This is a genomic window from Algoriphagus sp. AK58 (assembly GCF_014324365.1).
In the GTDB taxonomy this organism is placed as follows: Bacteria; Bacteroidota; Bacteroidia; order Cytophagales; family Cyclobacteriaceae; genus Algoriphagus.
This window is the reverse complement of sequence record NZ_QEIG01000008.1, coordinates 127,678-153,195: the sequence shown is the minus strand read 5'-3', so window position 1 is coordinate 153,195 and position 25,518 is coordinate 127,678. Positions and strand designations below refer to the sequence as shown.

22 protein-coding genes are annotated in these 25,518 nt (G+C 44.2%); 7 read left to right on the top strand and 15 right to left on the bottom strand.

What is annotated here, in order from left to right; genetic code table 11:
* Window positions 1-159 precede the first annotated feature (159 nt).
* Window positions 160-2,634 carry a DPP IV N-terminal domain-containing protein gene (locus DDT91_RS07550; RefSeq protein ID WP_187175548.1) on the top strand — a complete coding sequence of 825 codons (2,475 nt, stop codon included), beginning with the start codon at window positions 160-162 and terminating at the stop codon, window positions 2,632-2,634.
* Window positions 2,635-2,801: 167 nt separating this feature from the next.
* Here DDT91_RS07550 and DDT91_RS07545 read toward each other — a convergent pair whose 3' ends face one another.
* The gene (locus tag DDT91_RS07545) at window positions 2,802-5,594 is read right to left on the bottom strand and encodes an SUMF1/EgtB/PvdO family nonheme iron enzyme (protein WP_187175547.1); all 2,793 of its coding nucleotides are present in this window, start codon (window positions 5,592-5,594) and stop codon (window positions 2,802-2,804) included.
* Window positions 5,595-5,699: 105 nt separating this feature from the next.
* Here DDT91_RS07545 and DDT91_RS07540 point away from each other — a divergent pair, with 105 nt between their 5' ends.
* A complete protein-coding gene (locus DDT91_RS07540) occupies window positions 5,700-6,104 on the top strand; it encodes a DUF2784 family protein (RefSeq protein WP_370539300.1) in 405 nt (134 codons plus the stop codon).
* Between the two features lie 243 nt (window positions 6,105-6,347).
* On the opposite strand, the gene DDT91_RS07535 is transcribed toward DDT91_RS07540, so the two are convergent.
* The 7 genes from DDT91_RS07535 to DDT91_RS07505 form a co-directional block, all read right to left on the bottom strand.
* The gene (locus DDT91_RS07535) at window positions 6,348-6,767 is read right to left on the bottom strand and encodes a hypothetical protein (RefSeq protein ID WP_222718618.1); all 420 of its coding nucleotides are present in this window, start codon (window positions 6,765-6,767) and stop codon (window positions 6,348-6,350) included.
* Between the two features lie 168 nt (window positions 6,768-6,935).
* A complete protein-coding gene (locus tag DDT91_RS07530; protein WP_187175546.1) occupies window positions 6,936-7,610 on the bottom strand; it encodes a peroxiredoxin in 675 nt (224 codons plus the stop codon).
* A gap of 127 nt (window positions 7,611-7,737) precedes the next feature.
* Window positions 7,738-9,030, bottom strand: a complete 1,293-nt coding sequence (locus DDT91_RS07525; RefSeq protein WP_187175544.1) for a M20/M25/M40 family metallo-hydrolase — start codon at window positions 9,028-9,030, stop codon at window positions 7,738-7,740.
* A 207-nt stretch (window positions 9,031-9,237) separates the two neighbouring features.
* The gene (locus tag DDT91_RS07520; protein WP_187175543.1) at window positions 9,238-9,669 is read right to left on the bottom strand and encodes a PH domain-containing protein; all 432 of its coding nucleotides are present in this window, start codon (window positions 9,667-9,669) and stop codon (window positions 9,238-9,240) included.
* Window positions 9,670-9,771: 102 nt separating this feature from the next.
* Window positions 9,772-11,316: a glycosyltransferase family 39 protein gene (locus DDT91_RS07515; RefSeq protein ID WP_187175542.1), complete on the bottom strand. Its 1,545-nt coding sequence runs from the start codon at window positions 11,314-11,316 to the stop codon at window positions 9,772-9,774.
* 102 nt (window positions 11,317-11,418) lie between these two features.
* The gene (locus DDT91_RS07510) at window positions 11,419-12,762 is read right to left on the bottom strand and encodes a PAS domain-containing sensor histidine kinase (RefSeq protein ID WP_187175540.1); all 1,344 of its coding nucleotides are present in this window, start codon (window positions 12,760-12,762) and stop codon (window positions 11,419-11,421) included.
* Window positions 12,752-14,134, bottom strand: a complete 1,383-nt coding sequence (locus DDT91_RS07505; RefSeq protein ID WP_187175538.1) for a sigma-54 dependent transcriptional regulator — start codon at window positions 14,132-14,134, stop codon at window positions 12,752-12,754. The genes DDT91_RS07510 and DDT91_RS07505 overlap by 11 nt, the downstream gene beginning before the upstream one ends.
* Window positions 14,135-14,314: 180 nt before the next feature.
* Here DDT91_RS07505 and DDT91_RS07500 point away from each other — a divergent pair, with 180 nt between their 5' ends.
* Entirely contained in the window at window positions 14,315-14,740 is a 426-nt protein-coding gene (locus DDT91_RS07500) for a peptidylprolyl isomerase (RefSeq protein ID WP_187175537.1), read from the top strand.
* A 172-nt stretch (window positions 14,741-14,912) separates the two neighbouring features.
* On the opposite strand, the gene DDT91_RS07495 is transcribed toward DDT91_RS07500, so the two are convergent.
* From DDT91_RS07495 to rsfS, 4 genes are all read right to left on the bottom strand, one after another.
* The gene (locus DDT91_RS07495) at window positions 14,913-15,743 is read right to left on the bottom strand and encodes a hypothetical protein (RefSeq protein ID WP_187175536.1); all 831 of its coding nucleotides are present in this window, start codon (window positions 15,741-15,743) and stop codon (window positions 14,913-14,915) included.
* On the bottom strand, window positions 15,740-16,516 hold the full coding sequence (locus DDT91_RS07490; protein WP_187175534.1) for a UDP-2,3-diacylglucosamine diphosphatase: 777 nt from the start codon (window positions 16,514-16,516) through the stop codon (window positions 15,740-15,742). Before DDT91_RS07490 ends, DDT91_RS07495 begins: the two co-directional genes overlap by 4 nt.
* A gap of 63 nt (window positions 16,517-16,579) precedes the next feature.
* Window positions 16,580-18,646 carry an ATP-dependent zinc metalloprotease FtsH gene (gene ftsH, locus DDT91_RS07485; RefSeq protein ID WP_187175532.1) on the bottom strand — a complete coding sequence of 689 codons (2,067 nt, stop codon included), beginning with the start codon at window positions 18,644-18,646 and terminating at the stop codon, window positions 16,580-16,582.
* 67 nt (window positions 18,647-18,713) lie between these two features.
* Window positions 18,714-19,061, bottom strand: a complete 348-nt coding sequence (gene rsfS, locus DDT91_RS07480; RefSeq protein WP_187175531.1) for a ribosome silencing factor — start codon at window positions 19,059-19,061, stop codon at window positions 18,714-18,716.
* A 60-nt stretch (window positions 19,062-19,121) separates the two neighbouring features.
* On the opposite strand from rsfS, the gene DDT91_RS07475 reads away from it, so the two are divergent.
* On the top strand, window positions 19,122-19,886 hold the full coding sequence (locus DDT91_RS07475; RefSeq protein ID WP_187175530.1) for a biotin--[acetyl-CoA-carboxylase] ligase: 765 nt from the start codon (window positions 19,122-19,124) through the stop codon (window positions 19,884-19,886).
* A gap of 76 nt (window positions 19,887-19,962) precedes the next feature.
* Window positions 19,963-21,282: an adenosylhomocysteinase gene (ahcY, locus tag DDT91_RS07470; protein WP_187175529.1), complete on the top strand. Its 1,320-nt coding sequence runs from the start codon at window positions 19,963-19,965 to the stop codon at window positions 21,280-21,282.
* Window positions 21,283-21,329: 47 nt separating this feature from the next.
* Here the strand turns inward: ahcY and DDT91_RS07465 are convergent, their stop codons facing one another.
* Window positions 21,330-22,130 (bottom strand): hypothetical protein, encoded by an 801-nt coding sequence (locus DDT91_RS07465; RefSeq protein ID WP_187175527.1) that lies wholly within the window; start codon window positions 22,128-22,130, stop codon window positions 21,330-21,332.
* A 77-nt stretch (window positions 22,131-22,207) separates the two neighbouring features.
* Here DDT91_RS07465 and DDT91_RS07460 point away from each other — a divergent pair, with 77 nt between their 5' ends.
* Window positions 22,208-23,080, top strand: a complete 873-nt coding sequence (locus DDT91_RS07460; RefSeq protein WP_187175526.1) for an SDR family oxidoreductase — start codon at window positions 22,208-22,210, stop codon at window positions 23,078-23,080.
* 50 nt (window positions 23,081-23,130) lie between these two features.
* On the opposite strand, the gene DDT91_RS07455 is transcribed toward DDT91_RS07460, so the two are convergent.
* Complete coding sequence (locus DDT91_RS07455; RefSeq protein WP_187175524.1) at window positions 23,131-24,228, bottom strand: PAS domain-containing protein; 1,098 nt, start codon at window positions 24,226-24,228, stop codon at window positions 23,131-23,133.
* Window positions 24,229-24,264: 36 nt separating this feature from the next.
* Between DDT91_RS07455 and DDT91_RS07450 the strand changes: the two genes are divergently transcribed.
* Entirely contained in the window at window positions 24,265-24,876 is a 612-nt protein-coding gene (locus DDT91_RS07450; RefSeq protein WP_187175522.1) for an HD domain-containing protein, read from the top strand.
* A gap of 36 nt (window positions 24,877-24,912) precedes the next feature.
* Here the strand turns inward: DDT91_RS07450 and DDT91_RS07445 are convergent, their stop codons facing one another.
* A complete protein-coding gene (locus DDT91_RS07445; RefSeq protein WP_187175520.1) occupies window positions 24,913-25,404 on the bottom strand; it encodes a DUF4494 domain-containing protein in 492 nt (163 codons plus the stop codon).
* Window positions 25,405-25,518 lie beyond the last annotated feature (114 nt).

The window sequence follows — 25,518 nt, the reverse complement described above, 5'->3', positions numbered from 1 at the left end:
GTTGGTTTTTTATAAAGTTACGATTAATAAGACTTTATGATTAGGAAGCAGTTGGTTTTTCTGAATCTCGAGGTAGTTTAACTTTCAACTTTTACTCGAGCGGTCTGGAGGCTTGGGTTTCATGATTTAGTTTCGTACCAAAGAAAAATTGGTATGATGATGAGGAAAACCTTACTCGTGTTGGGCTTTGCGGTCGCTTCGCTGGCGGCCTTTGCCCAAGAACCTGCTTACAAAGGAAATTATGAGCTGGCTGCTCGATTTTCTCCTGAAAAACTAAAAAAAATGATTTTCTCGACCAGTGTGGATCCACATTGGATGAAAAAATCGGATCGTTTTTGGTATGAATATGAAACCAGTGAAGGTAAAAACTGGTATGTAGTCGATCCGGTTCGCCGCACCAAGTCCCCTATGTTTGATCGGGACAAACTAGCCGCTGAAATCACCAAGGCAGTGAAAGATCCTTTTGACGGGCAGCATCTAAAGTTGGATGATCTCAAGTTGTTGGAAGATGAAAACACGATTCAATTTAAAGTAAAAAGCACCGCCGATGTGCTAAAAAAAGACTGGGCGGAGATCAAGGCGAAAAATAAAAATGCCAAGGATTCTTTGGAAAAGAAGGTTCACACGTTCCGATTCAATCTGACTACGCAACAGCTTACTGAGATCGAAACCGAAAAAGACCCAAAGCGACTAGCTTGGGCCAACATCGCTCCGGATTCCTCCAAGGTGGTTTATACCAAAAACTTCAACCTTTACTGGATGGATAAAGCCAATTTCCTTAAGGCGGTAAAGGATGAAAAAGACTCTACCATCGTGGAAAACCAGCTCACCACCGACGGAGAAAAGGATTACGAGTATGGTTGGGGTGATCGGGGTGACGACAATGAAGAAGTAGAAAAGAAGAAAAATGACCGCAAGCGAGTTGGGGTACTTTGGAGTACAGACAGCAAGCAGTTTATCCTCACCCGAACTGATCAGCGCAAGGTCAAAGACCTTTGGGTCATCCATAATACCCGTGATCCACGCCCTACATTGGAGACGTACAAGTATGCCATGCCTGGGGAAAAAGAACAGCCTCAGACTGAGTTGCTTCATTATTCCTTTGATTCCAAAGAGTTAAAAAAACTACCCATCTCTACATTCAAGGATCAAACTATTTCGCTTTGGTCCACCACTCCCCCTACCAACACTCGCGACGATGACTTCAGGCCTGCTACTTGGTTGGGCGATTTGAAGGAGTTCTATTTTGCGATTACCTCCCGAGATTTGAAGCGAGTCGATGTGGTACGTTGGAACTTGGCTTCAGGCCAAAAAGAAGTGGTGATCGAGGAAAGAAGCAATACCTACATCGATTTTGAAAAACTTGAAATCGTCGGAAACGAGCTGATTTGGTGGTCAGAGCGTGACGGTTGGGGTCATTTTTACCTCTATGGCAAAGACGGTTCGCTCAAGCGTCAATTGACTTCGGGACCTTTTCATACTGCTGGAGCGGCTCGGGTGGATGCCAAAACCCGAAGACTGTTTTTTACCGCCAATGGCCGTGAAAAAGGAGAAGATCCCTACTACGAACATTTGTACAGTGTCAGCTTGGATGGGGGAGCGGTAACCTTGCTCAATAAGGGTGACTTCAACCATGAAATCAGTATCAACGACAATGCTTCGTTCTTTGTCAACAATTTCTCCCGAGTCAATACCGTGCCTGCTTCGGTACTTTATGATCGAAACGGTGCGAAAGTGATGGACTTAGAAACCGCAGATTTGAGCCAGCTTTTTGCGGCAGGGTACAAGTTTCCAGAGCCATTCAAGTTTAAAGCAGATGATGGTATTACCGATCTTTTTGGCGTGATGTATAAGCCTTTCGATTTTGATTCTACCCGCAAATATCCATTGATCCAGTACGTGTATCCTGGCCCACAGACTGAGGCGGTCAACAAGTCTTTTGGTCGTGGAATGGATCGAACCGATCGTTTGGCTCAGTTTGGATTCGTAGTGGTGACTTTGGGAAATAGAGGAGGACATCCTGCTCGATCCAAGTGGTACCACAATTATGGCTATGGAGATCTGAGAGACTACGGTTTGGCGGATAAAAAAGCAGCTGTGGATCAGTTGGCCGATCGTCATGCGTTCATTGACCGAAACAAAGTCGGTATTCACGGGCACTCCGGAGGAGGATTTATGTCCACGGCTGCGATGCTGGTGTATCCTGATGTATTTAAAGTGGCGGTTTCTTCGGCAGGAAATCACGAAAACAACATCTACAACCGCTGGTGGTCCGAAAAGCACCATGGTGTGCAGGAGCGAGTTTCACCTACTGGGGACACCACTTTTGTCTATCAGATTGAGAAAAACCCTGACCTAGCCAAAAATCTCAAAGGCCACCTCATGCTTAGTACCGGTGATGTAGACAACAACGTGCATCCTGCCGGCACCATTCGTATGGCCAATGCTCTGATCAAAGCCGGAAAGCGATTCGAATTCGTGATTTTGCCAGGCCAGCGACATGGCTATGGCGATATGACGGAGTATTTCTTCTGGAAAATGGGAGATTACTTTGTAGCTCACTTGCTCGGAGATCATACTCCTCCTCCTGTGGATATGGTGGAGATGCAGCGCGACAAGCCGAAGGATAAGTAGTCAATCTCAGTAAATAGTGATTATCGAGAACCTTCGAGGTCTTTTTTGGATCTCGAAGGTTTTTTTTGACTGCGGTTACAAAGTGAAAAAGAGAGCTCAAAAAAGGAAAATCCTAGATTTTGCGTCTTGTTGACTTTGCGGCTACGATTTTTTGCCTCGGAAAATCCTCAATTCCTCACACACCGAAAACCCACCGTGGCATTTCGCTCGAAACCCTGACTCACTCTCAGTAATTGCTGCCGATGGGTTAGTTCCCTTGGTCCGCCCTGCACATACCACCAACTGCCTGATGGCTTGAAATAGGAACCTCCCTTCAGGATGATGTAGCGATGACTCCCGGACATATACTCGTCTTGGGTCAGTTGCCAGACCGATCCCACCAAGTCCTCGATTCCTAGCGGATTGGCACCTTTGGGATAGCTGCTGACAGCATCCAGTTTTCCATTTCCCAGATTGACCAAGGTGGAATCGATTCCCTCTAGATGTACAAAAGTCAAGGTCTCGGTGACGGGTTCCAGTCTTCGGGTCACAGGAGTGGTTTGCTCCCAAGGCCATTCCCTGCCGGTTTGCCCGGCCTGAGCGGCAAATTGCCATTCGGCTTCAGTGGGGAGTCTTTTTCCTGCCCATCGGGCATAGGCTTGGGCATCTTCCAGGCTGACGTACACCACCGGATGTTTTTCCTGACCAGCTGGAATTTTCCCGTTTTCCCAATGCTTCAGGAAATTGGCGGTATCCGCAGGCATGTACTTGCTGGCTTTCAAAAACTCCTCAAACTGTGCATTGGTCACGGGATACTTGTCCATCCAAAAAGCCTCAAAGCGGAGTGTCTTTCCCTCATCTTGTTTGGGATAGGGGATAAAGGCATCTCCATTCGTGGTTTTCAGCTGAAACTCTCCCGCAGGAATAGGGATCATGTCTTTGACTTCCAATTTCGGGCTTACTGACTTTTCCAGCTTCGAAACCCTTCTCGGCGTGCCAGGCTTCAAGTTTACGATGGTTTCGTCCACCAAAATTCCCTCTTCCAAATACTGAATCACAAAATCTCCCTCAAATCTTCCGAAATGATCTGAAATCCTGACGAGTTGATCTTGGGCTGCAAGTTCCAAGGCTTCCTTCGAATAGCTTGGGGTCCCTGCCCAAATCCGAATCTGACCTGTGGTTCTCGAGGTTTGGAGCTGCAAAATATCTCCATCCATGCTCGCCTTCAGAACTACGGGTAGTTGTGCAATGCAGTCCACCGCTCCTTCGTTGTTGGTACCCAATTCGTATTCGGGAAAAGCCTCTGTCTGTGCCTCGATCCACCATTTCCCTTCCTTCTCTTCAGGAGTCAGAAGTTTGTGATGCCAAAGGTCTACAAAGTGCATGTCTTCTCTTGGCTCTACCTCAAACAGTAATCCCTTAAATCCCTGAGGTCGAATGCTGTAGATGGTGTACAGGGTCTTTTCTTCTCTTTTCCATTCATTTACCCAAAGGCTGTCCACCCGCGTGGAAATTAGGGGTGTTAATCCTCTGGATGTGAAATTGAAGGTGTTTTCTCTCAGAATTCTGCTGGTTTTACCCAGGAAAGCATACTGCTCTTCCACCCAGTCAGGTTGGCCGGGAGCCATGATGTTGAGCTCGGTGCCATAGCCATTGAAGAAGGCCGTGGCAAACTCCCGTCGGATCTTCTCTTTGAAGAGTTCAGCCACTCGGAAGATGGCAAACTCGGGCTTGATCAGCTTGTTCAGGTTTAGCATGGGCGGGTAATAGAGCGCATTGTGCACACGTCCGGAGACGATGGTTGGCATGGCTCTCGGGATGGCCATCCCTTCGCTGTACATGATCACGCCGGGCTTAACTCGGTCGGCGGCGTCCTGAAATTCCCTTCCGGCCTCAGCTTTGGTATCCAAGACCACCCCGTCCGCATCCGTCGCCAAAATCAGGTCATACAGGCCTTCGAAGTGGTTTTTACTTTTGGTGCCTTCGTCCCAAGGATTGTAGCAGACAAAGAAACGGGTCCCTTTGTCTCGACTCATTCGCGCTTGGTTTTTCATGGCCTCCAAGCCTCCTGGAAGGTCTTGGAAGAGGTCAAACTGATTGCGCTGATCCAGTCCCAAGGTTGGCCAGGTCGGCCAGATGCTGATCACCTCATCCCCGCCATAAAGTTTTTTTCCTCGCTCCAAAAAAAATTGCAGGGTATATTCCCCCTTTTCCAAATCGTAATAAAACTTATCCCAAGCATACATCAAGTGCATCACATAGCTGTGTCGAATCCACTTCAAGTCCTCTCGTTCGAAGAGAGAATTATCAAAACCGCTGAGATCAAAGAGCATTTTTTCCTGAAAAATCCGGGTCAAACCCGCTTGCCAATCTCCCGAATAGCTGAGGGCATAAAAGTGATAATTGACTTTTCCTCCGGGGAAAAGTACGGTTTCGAAGCGTCGACGAGTACCGTTCTGGATGCTTTCCCTATCCCTACGAGTCAGGGCAGCGATCTTATCTTTTTCTGAAAGAGAAATGGCTGCATAACCGAGATCCCAGGCATTGTCTGGTACGATTACATTGACAGGTGTTTTGTCAGGGAGGAAAAGATGGGTACGGGAAAGGGAATGTTTGCCTTTTCCTGTGATCAAAGCCTCATTGCCATCCGAGGAAAAGGGATGCACATTGTGCAGCTGTATGGTGTCTTGGGAAATGTTGGTGAAGCTGAGAATCAATTCCAGTTCACCATCGGGGCGGGCCAGTTTTTCGAAAGAAATACTCAGTGCAGTAGAGGGGTTAACCGTTGAAAAATGCTCTTCATTGATTTGGTAACTGACTAAGGGGGTGGGTTTTGGCATTGATAATTCCTTTCCTCCAATTTTCACCGTTGTTATTCCATTTAAAGGTTTTCCTACCTCAATGGAGATAGTGCCTTGGGCAAAATTGAAGTCAGGGATAAAATAAAGACTGAAGAGAAAGAGAAGATGAAGTTTTCTCATGGGAGATGGATAGTGGAAGATTTCCTCTCCTTAAAGTAGCTAGAAAACAATGACTTTTCCAGAGGTGGCCTAGGTAAAATGAGCCGTATCACTTAGTTTGGTTAAGTGGAAATCTTCTATCAAATTGCCAATACCTTCTTTTTTGTCTTTCATATTGGCTTGATCTTGTTCAACCTTTTTGGGTGGATGGTCAAGCCTCTGCGGAAGTGGAATTTGATCACACTGGGATTGACCGCTTTTTCTTGGTTTGGCTTGGGCTTTTTTTACGGATTTGGCTATTGTTTTCTGACCGACTGGCACTGGCAAATCAGGGATCAATTGGGCTATCCCACTCCCTTCAATTCTTATATCCACTTTCTAATCACCACCCTATTCTCAGTTTCTGTCTCTGAGCGATGGGTAGATGTGCTTACAGCCTCTCTTTTTTTTGCTGCGCTGATTATGAGCATTCTAACCAATTTGAGAGATTACAAGAAATCAATGAAATCAAAGGGAGATGGTCTTCGATGATCGATTTCAGGATTTATGGCAAGTTTCAAACTGGCTAAGCTCAAAAAACCAAAATTGGATAGGCAGGAATGGATTTGGATTCATTGACATTACATGACGTGTATTCGTCGCTTGCGCTTGTTCAGTCTTTTTTCACTATTTGTGAGAATGCACACAAAAAAAAGCGGAGCTATTTACTCCGCTTAATTCTTTCTTTTGATGTTGAGAATGAACTAAATCTCAGTGATTTACAAAGGGGGAACTTTACTCTGGCCTAGGGCCCTGGGGGATTTGTAGGCCACGAGTGGACTCTAAAATCGGCAGATTGGCTTCAGTAGGGATGTAGATGACCGTTTTGTCAGAAAGGTTTTTCTGCTGTCTCACCCATAGGTATTGGATGTACTTTTCTGAGATTGCACCGTTTTCGATGGCAATCGCTTCAGCAGCTCCTTTGGCACGTTCCACTTCTGCTTGGGCATTGAGTTTTTCGGCCTCTAGGTTGGCAGCGGCTTCCTCAATCAAAATGCGTCGGTTTTGCTCGGCCTTGGCAAATTCAGCCCTACCTGACATTTCCTGCTGCCAGACATTGTACGTCGGGCAACCCCATAGTCCAAAACCGATCAGACCAAAAAGGATCCAAGAAACAATGGTTCCGAGCATGACTCCTTTGTAACTTCCATTCATAGCTTGTAAAGTTTATTTGTGTGATTTTTTACCAGCTATTTAAGCGGATAAAGAGGGCGGAAGGTTTTGGTTTTTAGAGTTTCTAAGCGAAGTAGCAAGTGAAATAAGTGAAGTGGGATTTTTTGAAAAACCACCTTGTAGAGCCTTCAATCCCTTAAATGTGTCTATTTATTTTTCCAAATATCGCTTAAACTCAATCGGTGCAGTTCCCTCAAACTTGGCTTCGATTTGGCCAGTAGGATTGATCAAAAAGACAGTGGGCATGGAGGTCAGGTGAAAACGATGGAAAAATCCGTTTCCGTTTTTGACTCCGTCGATGGGGCGATTTTCGAGTAGGGTTTCGATTGGCTCATCGTAGCTGAAAATGGCAATCGCTTCGATTTCTGCCTCCTTTGAAGCTTCACTTAGGTCTGAAACCAATTGATCAAATTGGGCCTGATGCAGGGTTGAAAGGGAATTTTTGAAATAAAGCAGGGTCCATTTTCCTTTAAGTGAAGCAGGGGTAACTTCCTTTCCCTTCACGGTCTGAAATACAAATTCAGGAAAAAGTTCGCCTACTTTGGGTTGTAGGGCTGGATTTCTGCGAACGACTTTTTGAGGGTCGGCGGGATTGAATAGGTATTTTTCCACCTTGCCGGCTACGTCATAGACGGGTTCGTATCGGAAGTTGGGGGTCTCAGCCTTTAGCTTTTGGATTTCTTCTTCGGATAGAAATTTGCCTGTTTGTGTGTTGAAAAGCTTACCGCTGAGTTCAGTACTCGCAGAAGCATAGGCTCGGAGTTCTTTGGTTTGGGAGAAAGAAGTCTGAGCAATGAGGAAAAAGCAGATAAAAAGGAAACGCATTCAAATAAAGATTAAGTCGTATTTGAAATTAAGATATGCGTTTTAGTCGGAGTAGCCTAGGGAATTTTTGGAAATGTCCTAGGTCTTTCATTTAATCACAGTAATAGGTAGTTGTTTTTTTGTTTTTCTAATTCGCCAACTCAGACTCCGCTACCAATGTCAGCAAGGCTATCTTGATGGCTAGGGTGCCCTTATCATCCATCCACCACTCATCGAGGGAGTGGGCTTTGTCACTTTGGCCTCCCCAACCGATTGTCACTGCGGGGATTCCCCGATACATGAGCCAGTTGGCATTTCCCGACATGATACCTAATCGAGGACTTACACCAAAGGCTTCCAAAGTGGCCTTTGATCGCTGCACGAGGGAACTTTCTTCGGGTGTCATTCCTGAAGGCCTAAAGCCTATTTGGTCCAGATGAAGTGTCAAAGCAGGACCTGTTTTTCGGTTGTCATTGTACTCCTTCAAGGCTTGCTTAATCGAGTTTTTGAAAATCGAATCCATACTGCTTAGGTTTTGATCTTCTTCCGAACGCATATCCACTTCCATCCAAGATTCGAAAGGAATGGAATTTACCGAAGTGCCTCCTCCGATTTTGCCCACATTAAAGGTGGTTTTCGATGTTGCGGAAGAAGTAAATCGGCTGGCTGCATCGGAAAAGGCATGTATCATCTGACCCAAGGCATGGTGAGGATTGGCCAAGCCAAAGTCTCCCCAAGAATGCCCTCCCGGACCGGAGACAGTTACTTTGTAGCGGAGCGAACCCGTGCCACGATTGGCGACTAATCCAACTCCGGAAACGTCGATAGAAATCCATCCATTGAGATCCACTTCCCCGCGGTCCACCAAGTACTTGACACCGCGCAGGTCGCCGTTGCCTTCTTCACCGACCGAGGCCACAAACAAAATATTGTCTTTTGTTTGGATATTGGCCTTTTCCATAGCTCTCAGGACGGTGAGTACCACCATGAGCCCACGAGTATTGTCCCCAATTCCGGGTGCAAAAAGCGTATCCCCTCTTCGCTTGACACGCACATCGGTTTCCTCCGGGAAAACAGTGTCGAGATGCCCATCGAGTGCGATGGTTCGTTTGCCTTCTGTTCCCTTTCTCAGTGCGAGAATATTCCCGATGGAGTCTTTCCAAACGGTGACGCCGCCGGCATTTAGGAGAAGTTCTCGGTATTTTTCTCCCCGCTTGGATTCTCCGAAAGGCGGAGCGGGGATTTCATTGAGGAGGACTAACTCCTCGATGGTTTGAGAATTGAGTCGTTCGATTTCTTCAAAAGCGGATTGGATGGCCGGATGATCTTTCAGTTTTTTGGCTTCTTGGGTATAGTTGCCTCCCTTTGCGGATGAGGTGGTTTGGGAAAACCCAGAACCAGCAAGTAATAAAATCGAGATAGAAAGAAAGAGCAATCGCATGGGAAATGGGGGAATGGGTCGGAAGAAACGCTCGGTGTTGGGTGAGGACGAGCTTTAATTTTCAATTTCGAAATTAAAGGATTAAGCTCCTTGGTCAATTTTTTTCTAGCGAAAGAATTTGCAACCTGGAAATTGATGATTACTCGTTTTTCAGAATTTGGCAAATTGACTTCTTGGATGTCGATCTAAAAGCTGAATGTGCTAAAACTAGTTGCCCCTTTCCAAAATCTTGATTGAGGGATTGATTTTTACCAGATCCCTTATCAATTCCTCATTATTTTCTGGAGCAATATAGATATCATCAAATTTTCCGTGTTTGATAATAATGCCTCCGCTGGAAAGTGCAGGTTTGAGTCCGGCCCAGAGGGTTGTGTCTTTGTGGATTTCTCGGATTTCAAAAATTGGGATTCTGCCCTTGATAAATCCACTTTTGTAGTATAACTGATCGCTTTCCAGCTTATAGCTTGTACCCAGGTAAAACCAAAGGATGAAAATAAGCGGTGAAATCAGGGGTAAGAGTATGATAGGATGGGTTTCAATCGTTTCGCTATCTATCAGATAAATAAAAAAGGGTAAGCTTACCAAAAGTAGAATGATGCTATGGATCAAAACACCCTTTTTCGGCTTAAAGGATTTCATGGGCTTTTCCTGATTTTCTAAGTTTTTAATTCCAAAAACGATCTATTCTATCAAAAAGATAAATGTGCTTGAAAATTTTCCTCGACGCGAGATTGGATTGATTTATTCTTTATCAGTTAGGAAGCCACCTTCCCACGTTTTCTTCTCTTCCCTTATTTCTTTTCGAAGTATCTCATTGATATCCACTTTTGCCCCCCTGAGAAAATGGACTGTAGTGCCTTTTTCACGAGCAAGAGGATGGGTGATTTTTCCGAATTCTATATACTCTAAAAACGCACTTTTTTCACGATCTGTGATCTGTTCTTCTTTTTCCCAAACCAGAATAAGGTTATCCACTTTTTGCTCTAAATCAAACCAAAACAGGTAATCCGCATTCATGGTCAAGGCCTGCAATCCCGGTGTTTTGGAGTAAAAATTTATCGCACCAGCCTGCCCGTAATTGTCGCAGATGATGAGAATTCGCTCATCCTTGGGCATTTGTTGATAGGCGGAGTCCACCAGACTGGCCAACTCCTTCCATCCCAGCATATCTGCAAAATCCTGAGGAATCAGATATTCCTTCCCGTCTTCCCAACGATTGAGGCCAAGTTTGGAGTAAGCTGGCGGCTGAGTCTCCAGTCTTTCAGGGCTGTAAATTGGATGAATAAGTGTGAAAGCGGGAAAGAATAGGACAGGAGGAATAATTAGAATCACGGGGCGGAGACGGTTTGGCCAACCTTCCTTTAACCATGATTCCCATTGGATGGCTCCAAATCCAATCAAAACGGGATAGAGCCCAATGGCATAGTATCCTTTGGCTTGGAAAAAAGTAAATAAAGACAGCGTAAAGATGACAGCCCAAGCAATCCAACGGAAAGGCCGATTCTTAAATGAAAAAAACAACATAAAAAGACCCACCAACCATACAAAAAGTGAAGGATAGAAAAAGAGTACCTGCTCACTGAGAAACCCTGCTCGGCTGTTGTTCACCAGTTGATACTTGCTGAGCAATCGCATGTGGGTGAGGAAAGGAAAATCATTTTGGATTTGCCAGACCAGATTGGGAAGAATGAGAATAAAAGCCAATAGGAATGAACCATAAAGATCCTTTTGCCTGAAAATTTCCCTTTTGAAAATCAAAAGTGCAGGCATCAGCCCCATGGCCAAAAATCCGATACTGTACTTGTTTAAGAATCCCAAGGCAAAACTGACAGCTAAAAAATACAGCCATTTCCTCTCCTGGCTTTGTACAAAACAGATCAAGCTGTAAAACACCAAGGTCCAGGCAAAAATATCGAATGAATTGGGCTGATAGAGGATGTTGAGCCGAATCAAGGCAGAGCAAAGCAGTCCAATTGCTGCAAGACTTTTCGCAAAGAGTCCTCCTCCCAAGCGACCGACCAAATCCCAAATGACAACCAATGTCAATACTCCAAAAAGAGCTGGAAAAAACCGAACCCAAAACTCAGTATTGCCCAATTCCCGGATCAAAACTGAAATCCAAGAAGTCAGGGGAGGAACTGACAAATAGCCCCATGCCAAATGATCTGCCTGATCCAAATGTAAAAATTCATCCCTGTGTAGCTCAAATCCCGGATGTACCGCAAAGTATTGGAGGGCAACTTTGAGGAGAATGAAGAGCAAAATCAGGAGTCGGGCACTATTCATCTTTCCATTTCTTACATTAAGTAGGTCATCTGGTTTTCAATTTAAAGTTTCCTACGAACGTTTTTACCCCTCGCTAACCATCCAAAGACTGCCTACTTGAGCTTATCCATTAAAAATGAGCTTAAACGTAGTGCCTTCACCAAGACTGGATCGTACTTGAATATTCCCTTTGTGGCGACGCATGATCTGTTTGGAGAGGGAAAGCCCTATGCCAGACCCTTTCTTTTTGGTGGTGAAAAAGGGAATGAAAATCTTGCTCAAAGCTTCTTCTTCGATTCCTTTTCCAGTGTCAGAAACCTCAATTATAATTTTACCTGCTTCATCGATGAAAGCACTCAAGGTGATGATTTTTTCTTCAGAATCTTCCAGGGCCTGAATGGCATTTTGAAGTAAATTGATCAATACCTGCTCGATCTGATGCTGATCCCCAAAGAGGATCAATTCGTCAGGATTGAGCTCTTTTCGGAGCGTGATTCCTTGTGCCTCGAGTTGATTTTGAAGTAAAATTTCAAGTTGGTCAAAGAGTCTGGAAATACCGATACTTCCAAACTTAGGTGTGGGAATGTGCGCCAAACTTCTGAAATCTGACACAAAACTGATCAAACCTTGACTTCGCTTTTCGATAGTGCTGATTCCCATCATGCAGTCTTCCATGTCTGCCGGGCTCAGGGATTGATTATTTTCGATTCGATCTTCGAGTTCCCCTTTGAGGGTGCCTGCGAGGGAGGAGATTGGAGCTATGGAGTTCATAATCTCGTGGGTCAGGATTTTCACGAGGTTTTGCCAAGCCTCCATTTCCTTTTCCTCTAGTTCGGACTGGATATTCTGCAGGGAAACGAGCTTGAATCGTTCTCCTCTCATCAGCAATTCAATCACATAGACCGAAAGTTGCATGATGCCGTCGGGATGGGCGATTTTGATGAGTTCGCTGCCACCGGTACGGAGATTCTGGATCGCAAGGTGGAGTTCTTTATTGATTCCTTCTATCTCGGAGATGTTTTTGAGCTCGTCCACATTGAGGATGCGCTTGGCCGCTACATTGAGTATCTGGATTTCCCCGTTTTCCCCAAAGGTGATCAGGCCAATACTCAGGTGCTTGAAGACCGAGCGAAAATATTGATAGTTGGCTTCTTTTTCTGCCTGATCTTCTTTCAGTTTTGCCAAGATGGCGTTGAACTCAATGTGTAGATCATCTGTCTCTGTGCCATCAAACTTTACAGGGTAAAGTTGGGTGTACTTGTCCTGCTTGATGTTATCGAGGAAAAGTCGGACTTTTTTAAATGAACTTTCGGAATACCTGAGCAGGAAAATAATCTGGAATACGACCAAAATGAGCAAAAGGGAAATCATAAAGACTCCCCATTCACCAAAAATTCCGTAGACCAGAAAAAACAGCGATGCTGCCACCAGGGCAATCCTGCCCAGCAAACCGACTTTATAATCCATATTTTTCCAGTCTTCGGTAGAGAGAAGCACGGGTGAGTCCGAGTTCCTTGGCAGCTTTGGAGATGTTGCCGCCGTTTTTGTCAATGGCTCGCTGAATGGTACTTCGCTCCATATCATCGAGATTTAAAGTCACGGCTGATTGCACTTTTTCTGAGGCTGGTTTGGCTGAAAGGAAAAAGAAGTCTCGGGTATCGAGTTCATTGCCTTCGGCCATGATGATGGCTCGCTCGATGGCATGCTGGAGTTCCCGGATATTTCCTGGCCAGGAATAACGCTGTAAGAGTTCCATCGCAGCTGGCTTGAAGCCGGTGAAGTTCTTTCGGTATTTCTGGGAATACTGCTTCAGGAAATGATTGGCCAATTGCGGGATGTCATCCTGCCGCTCACGGAGTGGAGGAAGAAAGATTTCCACGGTATTGATCCTGTAAAGCAAATCCTGACGAAAGGTATGGTCCTGCACCATGTCGTGCACGGGCATATTGGTGGCACAGATCAATCGGATATCCACTGGAATCGGCTTGTTGGTACCAATGCGGGTTACCTCTCTTTTTTGTAGGACAGTGAGCAGTTTGGACTGCAAAGGCATAGATAAGTTTCCGATTTCATCGAGAAAAAGTGTGCCCTTATCTGCCACTTCAAAACGTCCGGCACGGTCATCTTTTGCATCGGTAAAGGCCCCTCGTTTATGTCCGAAGAGTTCGGATTCAAAAAGGGTTTCGGTAATGGCTCCCATATCTACGCCAACAAAGATTTCGTCCTTTCGATGAGAACGCTCATGGATCGCTCTGGCAATAAGTTCCTTACCTGTACCATTTTCACCCAAAATGAGAACATTTGCATCGGTTTGAGCTACTTTGTCGATGATAGAAAAAATGTTTTTCATCGAAGCTGAGCTTCCAATGATGTCAGCGTAAGGTTTTTTAAGGTCAGTCTGAAGGGCTTTTTGCTTTTTCTGAAGCTGATCCACCTGGTTATAGCTTTCCTTAAGCTTGATGGCAGAATGAAGCGTGGCCAGCAATTTTTCATTTTGCCAAGGCTTAAGGATAAAGTCAGTCGCCCCTTCTTTCAAAGCCTGAACAGCCATTTCGACATCTCCGAAAGCAGTGATCAGGATGACCACTGCTTTGGGATCGATTTCTTTGATTTGGCTTAGCCAATAAAAGCCTTCTTTGCCGGAAGTGGTATCCTCCCGGAAATTCATGTCCAAAAGAATGACGTCAAAGCTGTTGTTGTTGATCAAAAAAGGAATTCGTCGTGGATCTTTTTCAATGACTACTTCCTTGGCATGCTTTTTCAAAAGCATCTTGGCGGCGAAGAGTAGGTCTTCGTTATCGTCGATGATCAGGATTTTTCCGAGGTTTTGCGCTTCCATGCTTGGTTGTTTGATGACACTAGTGGGAAAATGGTGCCAAGTGGATTTTATGGCAATATGGAAAGATTTATTGTAAAAAGTGTCCGAAAATGTACGATTTTATACTGTTTTCGGACAGGTTGTCCGGTTGGGTGTCCGATTTTTAATCCTTACCTTTACAACTCACTAAAAGATAAACACATGCAAGCAAAGAAAGGGGATGCCGTAGCAGTCCATTATACCGGAAGATTGGAAGATGGGAGCATTTTTGATTCCTCGGTGTCCAGATCTCCTTTAAGTTTTACATTAGGAGACGGTAATATGATCAAAGGTTTTGATGCAGCGGTGTACGGTATGGTTATAGGAGATAAAAAGACCGTGACTATTCCTGCTGCTGAGGCTTATGGAGAGCGTCGTCAGGAGATGATGATTGATGTGCCTTTGACACAGGTACCACCGGATATTACGCCTGAGATTGGTCTTCAATTGGTTCTTCAAGGTGGAGGAGGGCAGCCGATGCCGGTGACAGTAGTATTTGTGGATGAAGAAAAAATTACCCTTGATGCCAATCATGAACTGGCGGGAAAAGACCTGATTTTCGATATTGAACTGGTAGCGATCAATTGATACAGGAAATAAGAAGTTAGAAACCGGCTGAGGAAACTTGGTCGGTTTTTTTCTTGGCTTTCTAGGAGATTTCGAAGGTGTGCACAGGTGAAATCCTATTCTACTCCTTCAAAAATCGGACACACCATCCATGGCTTTTATTTTTCCATTATGGTTTTAAAAAAGATTCCATTCACTTCAGATTTTTCAGCTCTTGGGGCAATTTGAAAACATGAAGCTCGGTATTAGACTGAAGAACAAGGATTTCCTGACCGATTTGAATGGATTGGATGTGGTTTACGGGGACTTTTCCAAATTCTGCCTCTTCTTGGGTCCTAATAGAGAAGCTTTTGAGTGAATCTTTTTCAATCCAAAATATCCGCTCTTTGTAAAAACAAAGCCTCTGATCAATTTGGATAGGAAGTTTCTGGAGGGAATTTCCCTGATTGTCAAAAATGAAAATCCCTGATTCGGGGATATTCATAAACAGGCGATTTTTGAATTCCCTGATTTCTTTCACAGTCAGATTTTGCAAATCCAAAATCAAGTTGAGTGGCTGGGATTGGATGATTTGTTTCTGAAGGTAATTGAGGCTTTTTAAGGAAAGATCGGATTCATCCCAGATCCAGATGATATTGTTGTTGCCCAAGGTGGCGGCTTTGGGCAGGGTGATGTCATTTGGAAGAAAGGTGTTTTCGGCCAAAGGATTCAGAAATCGGTCGAGAATTCGGTGTTCCTGAAGATCAGCCGAAAAACTGAAGATATTCACCGTCCAGGAAGCTTCTAGCTGATGCAATTTGCCTTGTCTGGGAGGTGAAAATAGATTGATTTGCTTTCCTTCCTGGTCAAAAAGATAAATGTCCCCGTTTTGGGTGCTTGCAAAAATCTGATCCCGGGTATCCAGAGATATCAGATCGGACTGATCAATTGATATAGTTGCGATAGGATTGCCCCATTCCAAGGCCTGTTGGGCCTTTGTCAATCCAGGCAAAACAAATAGAAATATCCACCCGAGCAGTCTCATTTTTCGAAAGTAAGCAGGTTGGCTTTGGTCCCATCAAACTCCAAGTAGGTGTTTTGACTGACCCATTCTCCCAGATTAAAATAGGTCGCATTTTTTCCGGCGTCCAATTGTAGAGGCAAATGGCGGTGGCCAAAGATATAGAAGTCATGGTGAACCCGTTTTTCCAAATCCTTACAATACTGCCAAAGCCATTCATCATCTCCCAGAAAATGGTTTTCATTTTTGGCAATGTTGGTAATCCGGCTGTGACCCGACCAAGCTTTAGCTAGACGGATACCCAAGTCGGGATGAAGCCAACGGAATAGCCATTGGGCAAAGGGATTGGTAAATACCTTTTTCAGGACTTTGTAAGTTTGGTCGCCCGGACCCAGTCCATCCCCATGACCGACCAGGATTTTTTTGCCTTCAACCGAAATTTCAATCGGGTGCTGATATACCGGAATTCCTAATTCTACGGTGAAATAATCTTTCATCCATAAGTCATGATTGCCGGTGAAAAAAAGTACGGGAATGCCTCGGTCTCGAAGCTGGGAAATCTTGGAAATGAAAGGGATAAATCCTTTTGGGATCACTTCTCCATATTCAAACCAAAAATCAAAAATGTCTCCTACCAGAAAAAGAGCTGCTGCCTCGTCAGCGATGTAGTCCAGCCACCTGATGATTTTCTGTTCGCGGATTTTACTCTCCTGATGGCTGGGAGCACCCAAGTGAAAATCGGATGCAAAAAAGAGTTTTTTACCTTGAAGAGGAAAGTCCAAAATGGGGGATTGCATAGACTAAAGATAGGGTCGGGTCGCAAAAATAAAAAAGCCCCAAGTGGTTTGGGGCTCTTTCTGTTATTTTTCTGTTTTTTCATCGGGAACCTGCGGAGTTTCCGAAGAAGATGTTTCTTCTGCTTTAGCTAATTCTTCTGCTTCCGCTTTAGGTTCTTCCACCACTGCTGCCGCATCTTTCTTGTTGGTAAAGGCTTGGTAGGTAGTTTCTTTCTCAAAAGGTCGTTTACCTATCAATCTTTCCAGATCAGTTTGGAATAGGATTTCTTTTTCAAGAAGCTCTTGAGCAAGTGTTTCCAATTCGTTGTGATGCTTGCGGAGTAGATCAAGAGTACGATTATAGGCAAACTGAATCAGCTTGCTTACTTCCTGATCGATCATTTCGGCTGTTGCCTCTGAGTAAGGCTTGGTCATTCGGTAACCGTCACTTTTGCTGTCGTAGAATGAAATGTTGCCAAGCTTCTCGTTCATACCATAGACGGAAACAATGGAGTAAGCCATTTTGGTAATCCGCTCCAGGTCACTCAGGGCGCCTGTTGAGATTTTTCCGAAGATGATTTCTTCAGCGGCTCTACCTCCCAAAGTCATACACATCTCATCGATCAGCTGCTCTGTCTGATAGAGGAATTGCTCTTTGGGCAAATACTGGGCATAGCCCAATGCGGCTACGCCACGAGGCACGATGGAAACTTTTACCAACGGATCGGCATGCTCAAGGAACCAACCTGCCACCGCATGTCCAGCTTCGTGATAAGCCACGATTTTCTTTTCTTCAGGAGAAATAATTTTTGTCTTTTTCTCCAAGCCGCCAATCACCCGGTCTACCGCGTCTTGGAAGTCCTGCATATCCACAGCGCCTTTATTCTTCCTTGCCGCAATGAGGGCTGCTTCATTACAAACGTTGGCAATTTCAGCACCCGCAAATCCCGGAGTCTGTGCGGCCAGTTTTTTGGCATCTACATCCTCAGCAGTTTTGATCGGCTTGAGGTGTACTTTGAATATCGCCTCACGACCTGCGATATCTGGCTTGTCGATTGAGATCTGACGGTCAAATCGTCCAGGTCTCAGCAAGGCGCTGTCCAATACGTCTGGACGGTTGGTAGCTGCCAATACGATCACTCCAGAATCAGTTCCGAATCCGTCCATTTCCACCAAGAGGGAGTTTAGGGTGTTTTCACGTTCGTCATTGGAACCGGGCATTTGGCCCTTGCCTCTAGATCGACCGATCGCATCTATCTCATCGATGAAGATGATACATGGGGCTTTTTCTTTGGCCTGCTTAAATAGGTCACGTACTCTTGCTGCACCTACCCCGACAAACATTTCGACAAAGTCAGAACCTGAAAGTGTAAAGAAAGGAACGCCTGCTTCACCAGCTACTGCTTTTGCAAGCAAGGTTTTACCTGTACCTGGAGGGCCTACAAGGAGGGCACCTTTCGGGATTTTGCCTCCTAGTTTGGTGAATTTGGATGGGTTTTTCAGGAATTCAACGATTTCTTGAATTTCTACTTTTGCTTCATCCAAACCAGCCACATTGTCAAAAGTGATTTTGACCTTGTTTTCCGCATCAAAAAGCTGAGCTTTTGATTTTCCTACGTTGAAGATTTGTCCTCCCGGACCTGATGGACCGGCCATTCGACGCATCATAAACCAGAAGAAAACAAAGAGCAATATTAGGAATCCAAAGCTTCCAAAGTAGCTGCTCCAGTTCTCTTCATTAGTCACAGAAAAACCAATACGTTGTTCTTCTGGCATTTTTTCTTCCAATGCCTGGAAATCGGCCTGAAATTTATCTGAAGTAGTTACTTGAAGTGAATAGTGTGGTCCTGCCGGATTGAAAAAAGCAGAGTTGGCTTCCAGTTCGGTTTTGTATTTGCTGTTTTGGAGTGCAGCTGGCTTCAAGGTAACATCAACTCGGTTCATGTTACGGACGATAACCACTTTTGCCACATCTCCTGCCATGTACATATCTTCAAATCGCTTTTGAGTGACATCAATGACAGCGCCTCTCTGCTGAATCCAGGTAAGACCCAGGAGCACCATGACCGCTGCAATGATCAACCAAAGCTGAAAATTGGGCTTTTGGGGAGCTTTTGGGGTGAAACTTTTATTTTTATTTTTTTCGCTCATCGCTTTGTTGGTAATTCTTTAAACTTATGCTAAAACGGATTAACCTTTTGAAAGTTTATCCGAATGGTCAGTGGATTCGGGTTGTTTTTGCATCACCCCAGAGTTCTTCCAATCCGTAAAATTCCCTTTTATCCTTAAGAAAAATATGGGCTACCACATTGACATAGTCCATGAGGATCCATTGTCCATTTGCCTTGCCTTCAACCTTCCAGGCGGGTGATTCTCCGGCTTTGTGAACTTCTTCTTCAATGGATTTGGAGATGGCGTCAATCTGGGTATCAGAGTTTCCGGAGCAAATCACAAAAAAGTCAGTTACGGTATTTTTGATGTTTCTTAGGTCCATCACCAGAATGTCAGAAGCTTTTTTTTCTTCCATTCCTTTGACGATTACCTTGCTCAGCGCTTCTGCTGTCATAGTATTGATTTAATTTTACGCGTCGGATAAACTTCTTATTAATACCCGAACCGAAAATTAATGTATAAAATTCTTGCCAACACCATTTTTTTGGGGAAAGATGTTCTTTTCCTGCCAGAGTGTCACTCCACCAATGACATGGCTTTAAGTTTAATCCGTCAAGGTAAAGCCAGGGAGGGAAGCATTGTCATTTGTGACCATCAGACTCAGGGTAAAGGACAACGTGGCAATTCATGGGAAGTTCAAAAAGGAATGAACCTCACGTTTTCGATGGTCTTGAAACCTGATTTTTTGGATTTGAGTGAGCAATTTTATTTGAATATGATGGTTTCCAATGCCATCCGGAAGCTTCTTCAGGAATATGTGCCTTACGTGAAGGTCAAATGGCCGAATGATTTGGTCGCGCCAGGCTTTGGCAAAACCGGAGGAATTTTGATTGAAAATACGGTAGGTTCTGAGGGTTGGGAATTTGCAGTAGTCGGAATCGGACTGAATATCAACCAGAAAAAATTCAATGTGTCGACCGCCACATCACTCGCACTTCTGACGGGAAGTGAGTTTGAGTTGGAAGAGATTTTCAAAATGCTCGTGACACACCTGGAGCAGGGATATATCGCTTTGAAAAAAGGAAAGAAATCCGAGATAAGATCCGAATACCTTCGTCATTTATACTTACTGGATGAGCAAGCAGTTTTTATGTCAAATGATACCCAAATTCATGGTCGAATAGTTGGAGTAAGTGAGGCAGGCAACCTTTTATTGGAAACCGACCTAGGGACTATAAAATCCTTTGGACTGAAAGAAATCAGTTTTCCTAAAATATGAGCCGGTTTTAGATTCCCGATTTTATCTGATAACTTTGCGCCCGATTCAAGATTTTAATTCTTTAACTATCAATCACATGTCAGAAATCAAATCTGAAAAATTTATCCAATACAAAGTAAAAGACATCTCCCTGGCTGAGTGGGGAAGAAAAGAGATCAGATTGGCGGAAGCAGAAATGCCCGGCTTGATGGCTCTGAGAGCTGAATTTGGCCCTTCACAGCCGCTTAAAGGCGCAAGAATCGCGGGATGTCTTCACATGACTATCCAAACGGCAGTTTTGATTGAGACTTTGGTTGCTTTGGGAGCAGAGGTGACTTGGTCTTCTTGTAATATTTTTTCCACCCAGGATCATGCTGCAGCTGCTATTGCTGCCGCAGGTATTCAAGTGTATGCCTGGAAAGGTATGACCGCTGAAGAATTTGACTGGTGTATTGAGCAGACCCTGTTCTTTGGGGAAGAAAGACAGCCGTTGAATATGATTTTGGACGATGGAGGTGACTTGACTAACATGGTTTTGGATCAATATCCTGAGTTGGTCGCCGGCATCAGAGGACTTTCTGAAGAGACTACCACAGGAGTTCACAGACTGTATGAGCGCATGAAGAATGGAACGCTTCCTATGCCTGCGATCAATGTGAATGACTCTGTGACCAAATCAAAATTTGATAACAAATACGGCTGTAAGGAATCTTTGGTAGATGCAATCCGTCGTGCTACCGACGTCATGATGGCTGGAAAAGTAGCTGTGGTGGCAGGTTATGGTGACGTAGGAAAAGGTTCTGCTGCCTCTTTGAGAGGTGCAGGCGCCCGAGTGATTGTGACCGAAATTGACCCAATCTGTGCGCTTCAGGCAGCTATGGATGGATTTGCGGTGAAGAAAATGGCTGATGCAGTGAAAGAAGCAGACATCGTAGTCACTGCAACAGGAAACAAAGACATCATTACCGCAGAGCATTTCAAGTCGATGAAGGATAAAGCGATCGTGTGTAACATCGGCCACTTTGACAATGAAATCGATATGGCTTGGTTAAACAAGAATTATGGCCATACCAAAAACGTGATCAAACCTCAGGTGGACCTTTACGAAATTGACGGAAAGGAAATCATCGTGTTGGCTGAAGGTCGGTTGGTTAACCTGGGTTGCGCTACAGGACATCCATCATTCGTGATGTCCAACTCTTTTACCAATCAGACCTTAGCTCAGTTGGAGCTTTGGGCTAACTACGAGAGCTATCAGCCTGGTGTGTATGTGCTACCTAAGCATTTGGACGAAAAAGTGGCTGCTCTTCACCTGGCCAAATTGGGTGTAGAATTGGATACGCTTTCCGAAGACCAAGCCAAATACATCGGAGTGGAGGTCAAAGGTCCATTCAAGCCCGAGTACTACAGATACTAAAAAGTATTCCCTATGGATTAAAACCCGGAGTGATTCTCCGGGTTTTTTTATGGATTCAACTGAAAGATTTTACCATCTGGAAGTGTGGCGGTTACTACCGGATTACATCCTGTATTGGTTTGAAATGCGGCAATGTATATGACTTCGGAAGTACTTCCTCGTGATACCTCCCATGCTTCTTTTCCTGATTGGGTCAAGTCCCATCCATCGCGATAGCAGGCAAATAATTGCTCTTTGGCTTCGGTAATTGTGATGCTGAACTCCCTTCCAGCTGGATTTTTTCCTTCTACTTTTCCTCTGGTGCTCAAAGCAAAAGGCCTTAAACTCGACCTAGAAACAGAATGATTGAGTTTTCCACTACTTAAAAAGGAAAGATTTTTTGCTAATTCTACCTCCAGGTTTTCAAATTCAGCCTCTGTCTCATTGGAGGTGATTGCTCTAAACTGGCGCATTCCTTTGACTTTGGTGCCCTCCAATGAGTAATCTTCGTATTGCAGTACCCAAGTTGGATTGGCCGTATTAGAGAGGGTGAAATCAAGGATAATTTTTCCTGTTCTTTTTTTTGAGTTTTCCTGAGTGAACTCTGTGGGGTTGGAGTAGTCAAGGACAATGATCCTGGAAGCCAAGCTTCTTACTATCGTCGGACAACCAGGAAGTTCGGAAGAGCTGATTCTGAAATAGTCTTGATAAGAAATATTTCCTAAGTAATTGCTTTCCGATAAAGCTTGTGAAAATTGAAATAACTGATTCGCTTCTTGGGTTAAATCGGTGGAAATCTCCCGACTCACATCTTCCGTGCAGGAGAAAAGCATTAACAGTACGAGAAGGAAAATTTGATTAATTCTCATAGGACTTGCGATTGAGGATTTCCTTTCAATTACCGCGCCTGATTCTTATCTTGGAAACAACGAAAATATTCAAAGACATGAATTTTACAGAAGGAATGTTGAGAGAAGGAGCTCTCAAAGGAAAAAATATCCTGATAACAGGCGGTGGAACTGGGCTTGGGAGATCGATGGGCGAATATTTTTTGGAATTAGGGGCAAACTTGGTCATTACCTCCAGAAAGCTTGATGTGCTTCAGGAGACAGCAAGAGAAATGACGTCCGAAAAAGGGGGAGAAGTCCTGGCATTGGCATGTGATGTAAGGGACATTGCTCAGGTGGAGGCCATGTGGTCTGAAGCCATTGCAAAGTTTGGGCAAATTCATGTGGTGCTCAATAATGCTGCGGGTAATTTTATCAGTCCTACAGAAAGGCTTTCCGTCAATGCTTTCAATACTGTATTGGATATCGTATTAAAAGGAACTTCTCAGGTGACTCTTACTGCTGGGAAATATTGGATTGCTCAAAAGCAGCCTGGCGTATTTTTAAATATCGTGACTACTTATGCTTGGACAGGTTCTGGCTATGTAGTGCCTTCTGCGGCCGCCAAAGCCGGAGTTTTAGCCTTGACTCGTTCGTTGGCAGTGGAATGGGCGAAATACGGAATCAGATCCAATGCCATAGCGCCGGGACCTTTTCCTACTGAAGGTGCCTGGAGTCGTTTGCTTCCGGGAGATTTGGTTAAAAAATTTGATCCCGCCAAGAAGGTTCCGGTGGGAAGAGTAGGGGAGCATCAGGAATTGGCAAATTTGGCGGCCTATCTGGTTTCTGATTTTTCAGCTTATGTCAACGGTGAAGTGATCACCATTGACGGAGGGGAGTGGCTCAAAGGCGCAGGTGAATTTAATAACTTGGACATGATACCTCAGGAAATGTGGGATATGATGGAGGCATCCCGGGGAAAAAAGCAATGAGCCCCAAAGTGATTTGGGGCTATCTCAAGGCGAAATGGAAAATCAAAGATTTATGAGTTTTGGGCTTTAATCCCTTTTTCCCAACTTTCATTTTGCTGGACAGATTCTTTGATACTCTTTTTTAAAGAACTGTCCAGCAGTTGAGTTTCTTTTTTAATAATTCCCAAGAGCTTACGCGTTTCCAAAGAATGATCTTCCAATTCAAGTATCTCCATTATGCCCAAGATATTGGCGACCCTTGCTCTCAGGGAATGTGATTGCTGAAAGGCCAAGTCTTTCAAAAAGTAATGATGTTCTTTTAGCCAGATCTCCTGCTTTTTCTTTTCAGTAATATCGATCAAAATCCCTTGGATTTTTACGGGGTTTCCTTCTTTGTCCCATTCGGTAGTTCTTCCAAAACTAATCACCCACAATAGTTGATTGCCCTTGGTGATTAGCCTAAACTCCCTTTTGAAAGGGAAGTCTCCACCTGATTTGAGTTGTTGGGTTAAACCCTTTACCAAATCCGGGTAATCTTCAGGGTGAATATGCTTTTGCCAAGAGATTTTGTTTGCTTTTTCGATTTCCTTGGATGAGTATCCCAAAACATGGGCAAGTCCGTCGCTTATGTACTCCTGTCTGTTTTGAGGATCCAAATCCCAAAATCCCAATAATTTACTTTCTAATAGGCTATCGATAATTTCATTGGATTGGGAGGTGCCATCTATAAATTCTCCTATTCCCAATTGATAGGGCCGAAGTGGTTCGACTGGATGCCCTAGACCTATACAAGTGCCTGACTCCTGAGAGATAAAGAAGAATTCCCATTTGGTGGGAGTAGAGGTTCCTTCTGGATAGTTTATTTTCTGAAGATCGACAGTAAATGAATGATGATTTGTTTTCCAAGCTTTGAGCCGTTGACTTTCAAATTTTGGCCAGTCAGAAGAAAGAAAGCAGTCCGAAAATGAAATTTCTTTTTCTTTTGAATCAAATAAGGAAGGAATGGGACCCAAGCCAGAATGAGAAGAGAGAACTTTTCCTGATTTTGCCAAAGTAATTTGCAGGAAATAATCCGAGGATAAAGCCAGATTACCTAGGGATTGTATGGATTCTGTATCCTGCATTTTCTTGGTCTGGAAAAAGATGTTTTGGCTTTTATTGAAAGACATTTAACTTAATTCAAAATACATTAAAATATATTTAAAATGCAAGAATCTTCATTGTTTTTAAATCGACAAGAATTTGGGAGTCCTGAAAACAAAGGAAATCTGCTTGGTGTTGCTGAGGCTAAAGCGATATTGGATGATTGGGTTAAAAATGAGCGCTTAAAAATCCACATGAAGCAAGTGGCTCATTTGATGAAGGCTTATGCAATCCTTCAGGGTTATGAGGAGCAGGCCGTTCAGAAATGGTATTTGGCTGGACTGCTCCATGATGCGGATTGGGACCAGTGGCCAGATCAGCATTGTCGAAAAATCATTGAAGAACTCGAATCAAAAAATATAGATCCTGAGATTATTCGAGCCATTGCCTCCCATGGTCCCAGGTATTTTGGAGTAGAACCGGTTACTTTAATGGATAAAATGCTCTATGCTTTTGATGAGCTTAGCGGGTTCGTTCATGCCTATTCTCTGATGAGGCCGGAAGGGTATGCCGGAATGGAAGTAAAGGGAGTGAAAAAGCGGTTGAAGGATAAAACTTTTGCTGCCCAGGTAAGCAGGGAAGATATTCAAGATGCTTCGGAAAGAGCAGGAATTTCGGTTGATGAGTTGATTCTATTTGTGATCTCAAATCAAGCGAATGCTGATTTGAGCTAAAAAAAAGACCGCAGTTTAATCCTGCGGTCTGTCATTTCACATTTCCTCTTCCTGATTTACCGGCCGGAAATTTCCGGGAGGAAGCTGATCCTTCACCTCATCTCTTTCGAAAGGAAATACTTCGACAATTGAGCTTTCAGTGATGTCCGGTACTCTGAAGCTGACCAGCATATTGCTGAGACTTTCCTGAATCCTGTCATAAGCCTGCTTAACGTCTTCAGCTGTCACGATCATGTATTGGGTTACTTTTTTCTCTTTTCCACTTTCTCCGTCAGCGATCAGGTAGGTGATCTTGCACTTGTGCCAGATATCTGCATCCTCATAGTAAAAGACATCTACAATGTTGCTCTTGCTAATCCCGGTGACCTGAAAATCCCCACGGATTTGAGATCCAAGCCGATCGTATAGGATGGCCTCTGCTTCGGTAAAAGACACCGCATCTACCAAATACTGCTCGGAAATACTTTTTAGGAGACCTTCTTCTGTCTCCTTTGCATACTTTACTTTACACAAAAACCAGATTCTCATTCCTGCTTGTTTTAATCCCCGAATCTACCTGATATGAGCTAAAGGCTCTAAGAAATCAGAATTAAAATTTTTCAAAAAAACCAAAGGGAGGTGGTAGTTTGTTGATTTTCATTG

What these genes read in the sequence shown, in the direction of transcription:
- DDT91_RS07550 (WP_187175548.1), top strand. Translation starts at nt 160, where the DNA reads ATGAGGAAAACCTTACTCGTGTTGGGCTTTGCGGTCGCTTCGCTGGCG.
- DDT91_RS07545 (WP_187175547.1), bottom strand. Translation starts at nt 5,594, where the DNA reads ATGAGAAAACTTCATCTTCTCTTTCTCTTCAGTCTTTATTTTATCCCT.
- DDT91_RS07535 (WP_222718618.1), bottom strand. Translation starts at nt 6,767, where the DNA reads ATGAATGGAAGTTACAAAGGAGTCATGCTCGGAACCATTGTTTCTTGG.
- DDT91_RS07530 (WP_187175546.1), bottom strand. Translation starts at nt 7,610, where the DNA reads ATGCGTTTCCTTTTTATCTGCTTTTTCCTCATTGCTCAGACTTCTTTC.
- DDT91_RS07525 (WP_187175544.1), bottom strand. Translation starts at nt 9,030, where the DNA reads ATGCGATTGCTCTTTCTTTCTATCTCGATTTTATTACTTGCTGGTTCT.
- DDT91_RS07520 (WP_187175543.1), bottom strand. Translation starts at nt 9,669, where the DNA reads ATGAAATCCTTTAAGCCGAAAAAGGGTGTTTTGATCCATAGCATCATT.
- DDT91_RS07515 (WP_187175542.1), bottom strand. Translation starts at nt 11,316, where the DNA reads ATGAATAGTGCCCGACTCCTGATTTTGCTCTTCATTCTCCTCAAAGTT.
- DDT91_RS07510 (WP_187175540.1), bottom strand. Translation starts at nt 12,762, where the DNA reads ATGGATTATAAAGTCGGTTTGCTGGGCAGGATTGCCCTGGTGGCAGCA.
- DDT91_RS07505 (WP_187175538.1), bottom strand. Translation starts at nt 14,134, where the DNA reads ATGGAAGCGCAAAACCTCGGAAAAATCCTGATCATCGACGATAACGAA.
- DDT91_RS07500 (WP_187175537.1), top strand. Translation starts at nt 14,315, where the DNA reads ATGCAAGCAAAGAAAGGGGATGCCGTAGCAGTCCATTATACCGGAAGA.
- DDT91_RS07495 (WP_187175536.1), bottom strand. Translation starts at nt 15,743, where the DNA reads ATGAGACTGCTCGGGTGGATATTTCTATTTGTTTTGCCTGGATTGACA.
- DDT91_RS07490 (WP_187175534.1), bottom strand. Translation starts at nt 16,516, where the DNA reads ATGCAATCCCCCATTTTGGACTTTCCTCTTCAAGGTAAAAAACTCTTT.
- ftsH (WP_187175532.1), bottom strand. Translation starts at nt 18,646, where the DNA reads ATGAGCGAAAAAAATAAAAATAAAAGTTTCACCCCAAAAGCTCCCCAA.
- rsfS (WP_187175531.1), bottom strand. Translation starts at nt 19,061, where the DNA reads ATGACAGCAGAAGCGCTGAGCAAGGTAATCGTCAAAGGAATGGAAGAA.
- DDT91_RS07475 (WP_187175530.1), top strand. Translation starts at nt 19,122, where the DNA reads ATGTATAAAATTCTTGCCAACACCATTTTTTTGGGGAAAGATGTTCTT.
- ahcY (WP_187175529.1), top strand. Translation starts at nt 19,963, where the DNA reads ATGTCAGAAATCAAATCTGAAAAATTTATCCAATACAAAGTAAAAGAC.
- DDT91_RS07465 (WP_187175527.1), bottom strand. Translation starts at nt 22,130, where the DNA reads ATGAGAATTAATCAAATTTTCCTTCTCGTACTGTTAATGCTTTTCTCC.
- DDT91_RS07460 (WP_187175526.1), top strand. Translation starts at nt 22,208, where the DNA reads ATGAATTTTACAGAAGGAATGTTGAGAGAAGGAGCTCTCAAAGGAAAA.
- DDT91_RS07455 (WP_187175524.1), bottom strand. Translation starts at nt 24,228, where the DNA reads ATGTCTTTCAATAAAAGCCAAAACATCTTTTTCCAGACCAAGAAAATG.
- DDT91_RS07450 (WP_187175522.1), top strand. Translation starts at nt 24,265, where the DNA reads ATGCAAGAATCTTCATTGTTTTTAAATCGACAAGAATTTGGGAGTCCT.
- DDT91_RS07445 (WP_187175520.1), bottom strand. Translation starts at nt 25,404, where the DNA reads ATGAGAATCTGGTTTTTGTGTAAAGTAAAGTATGCAAAGGAGACAGAA.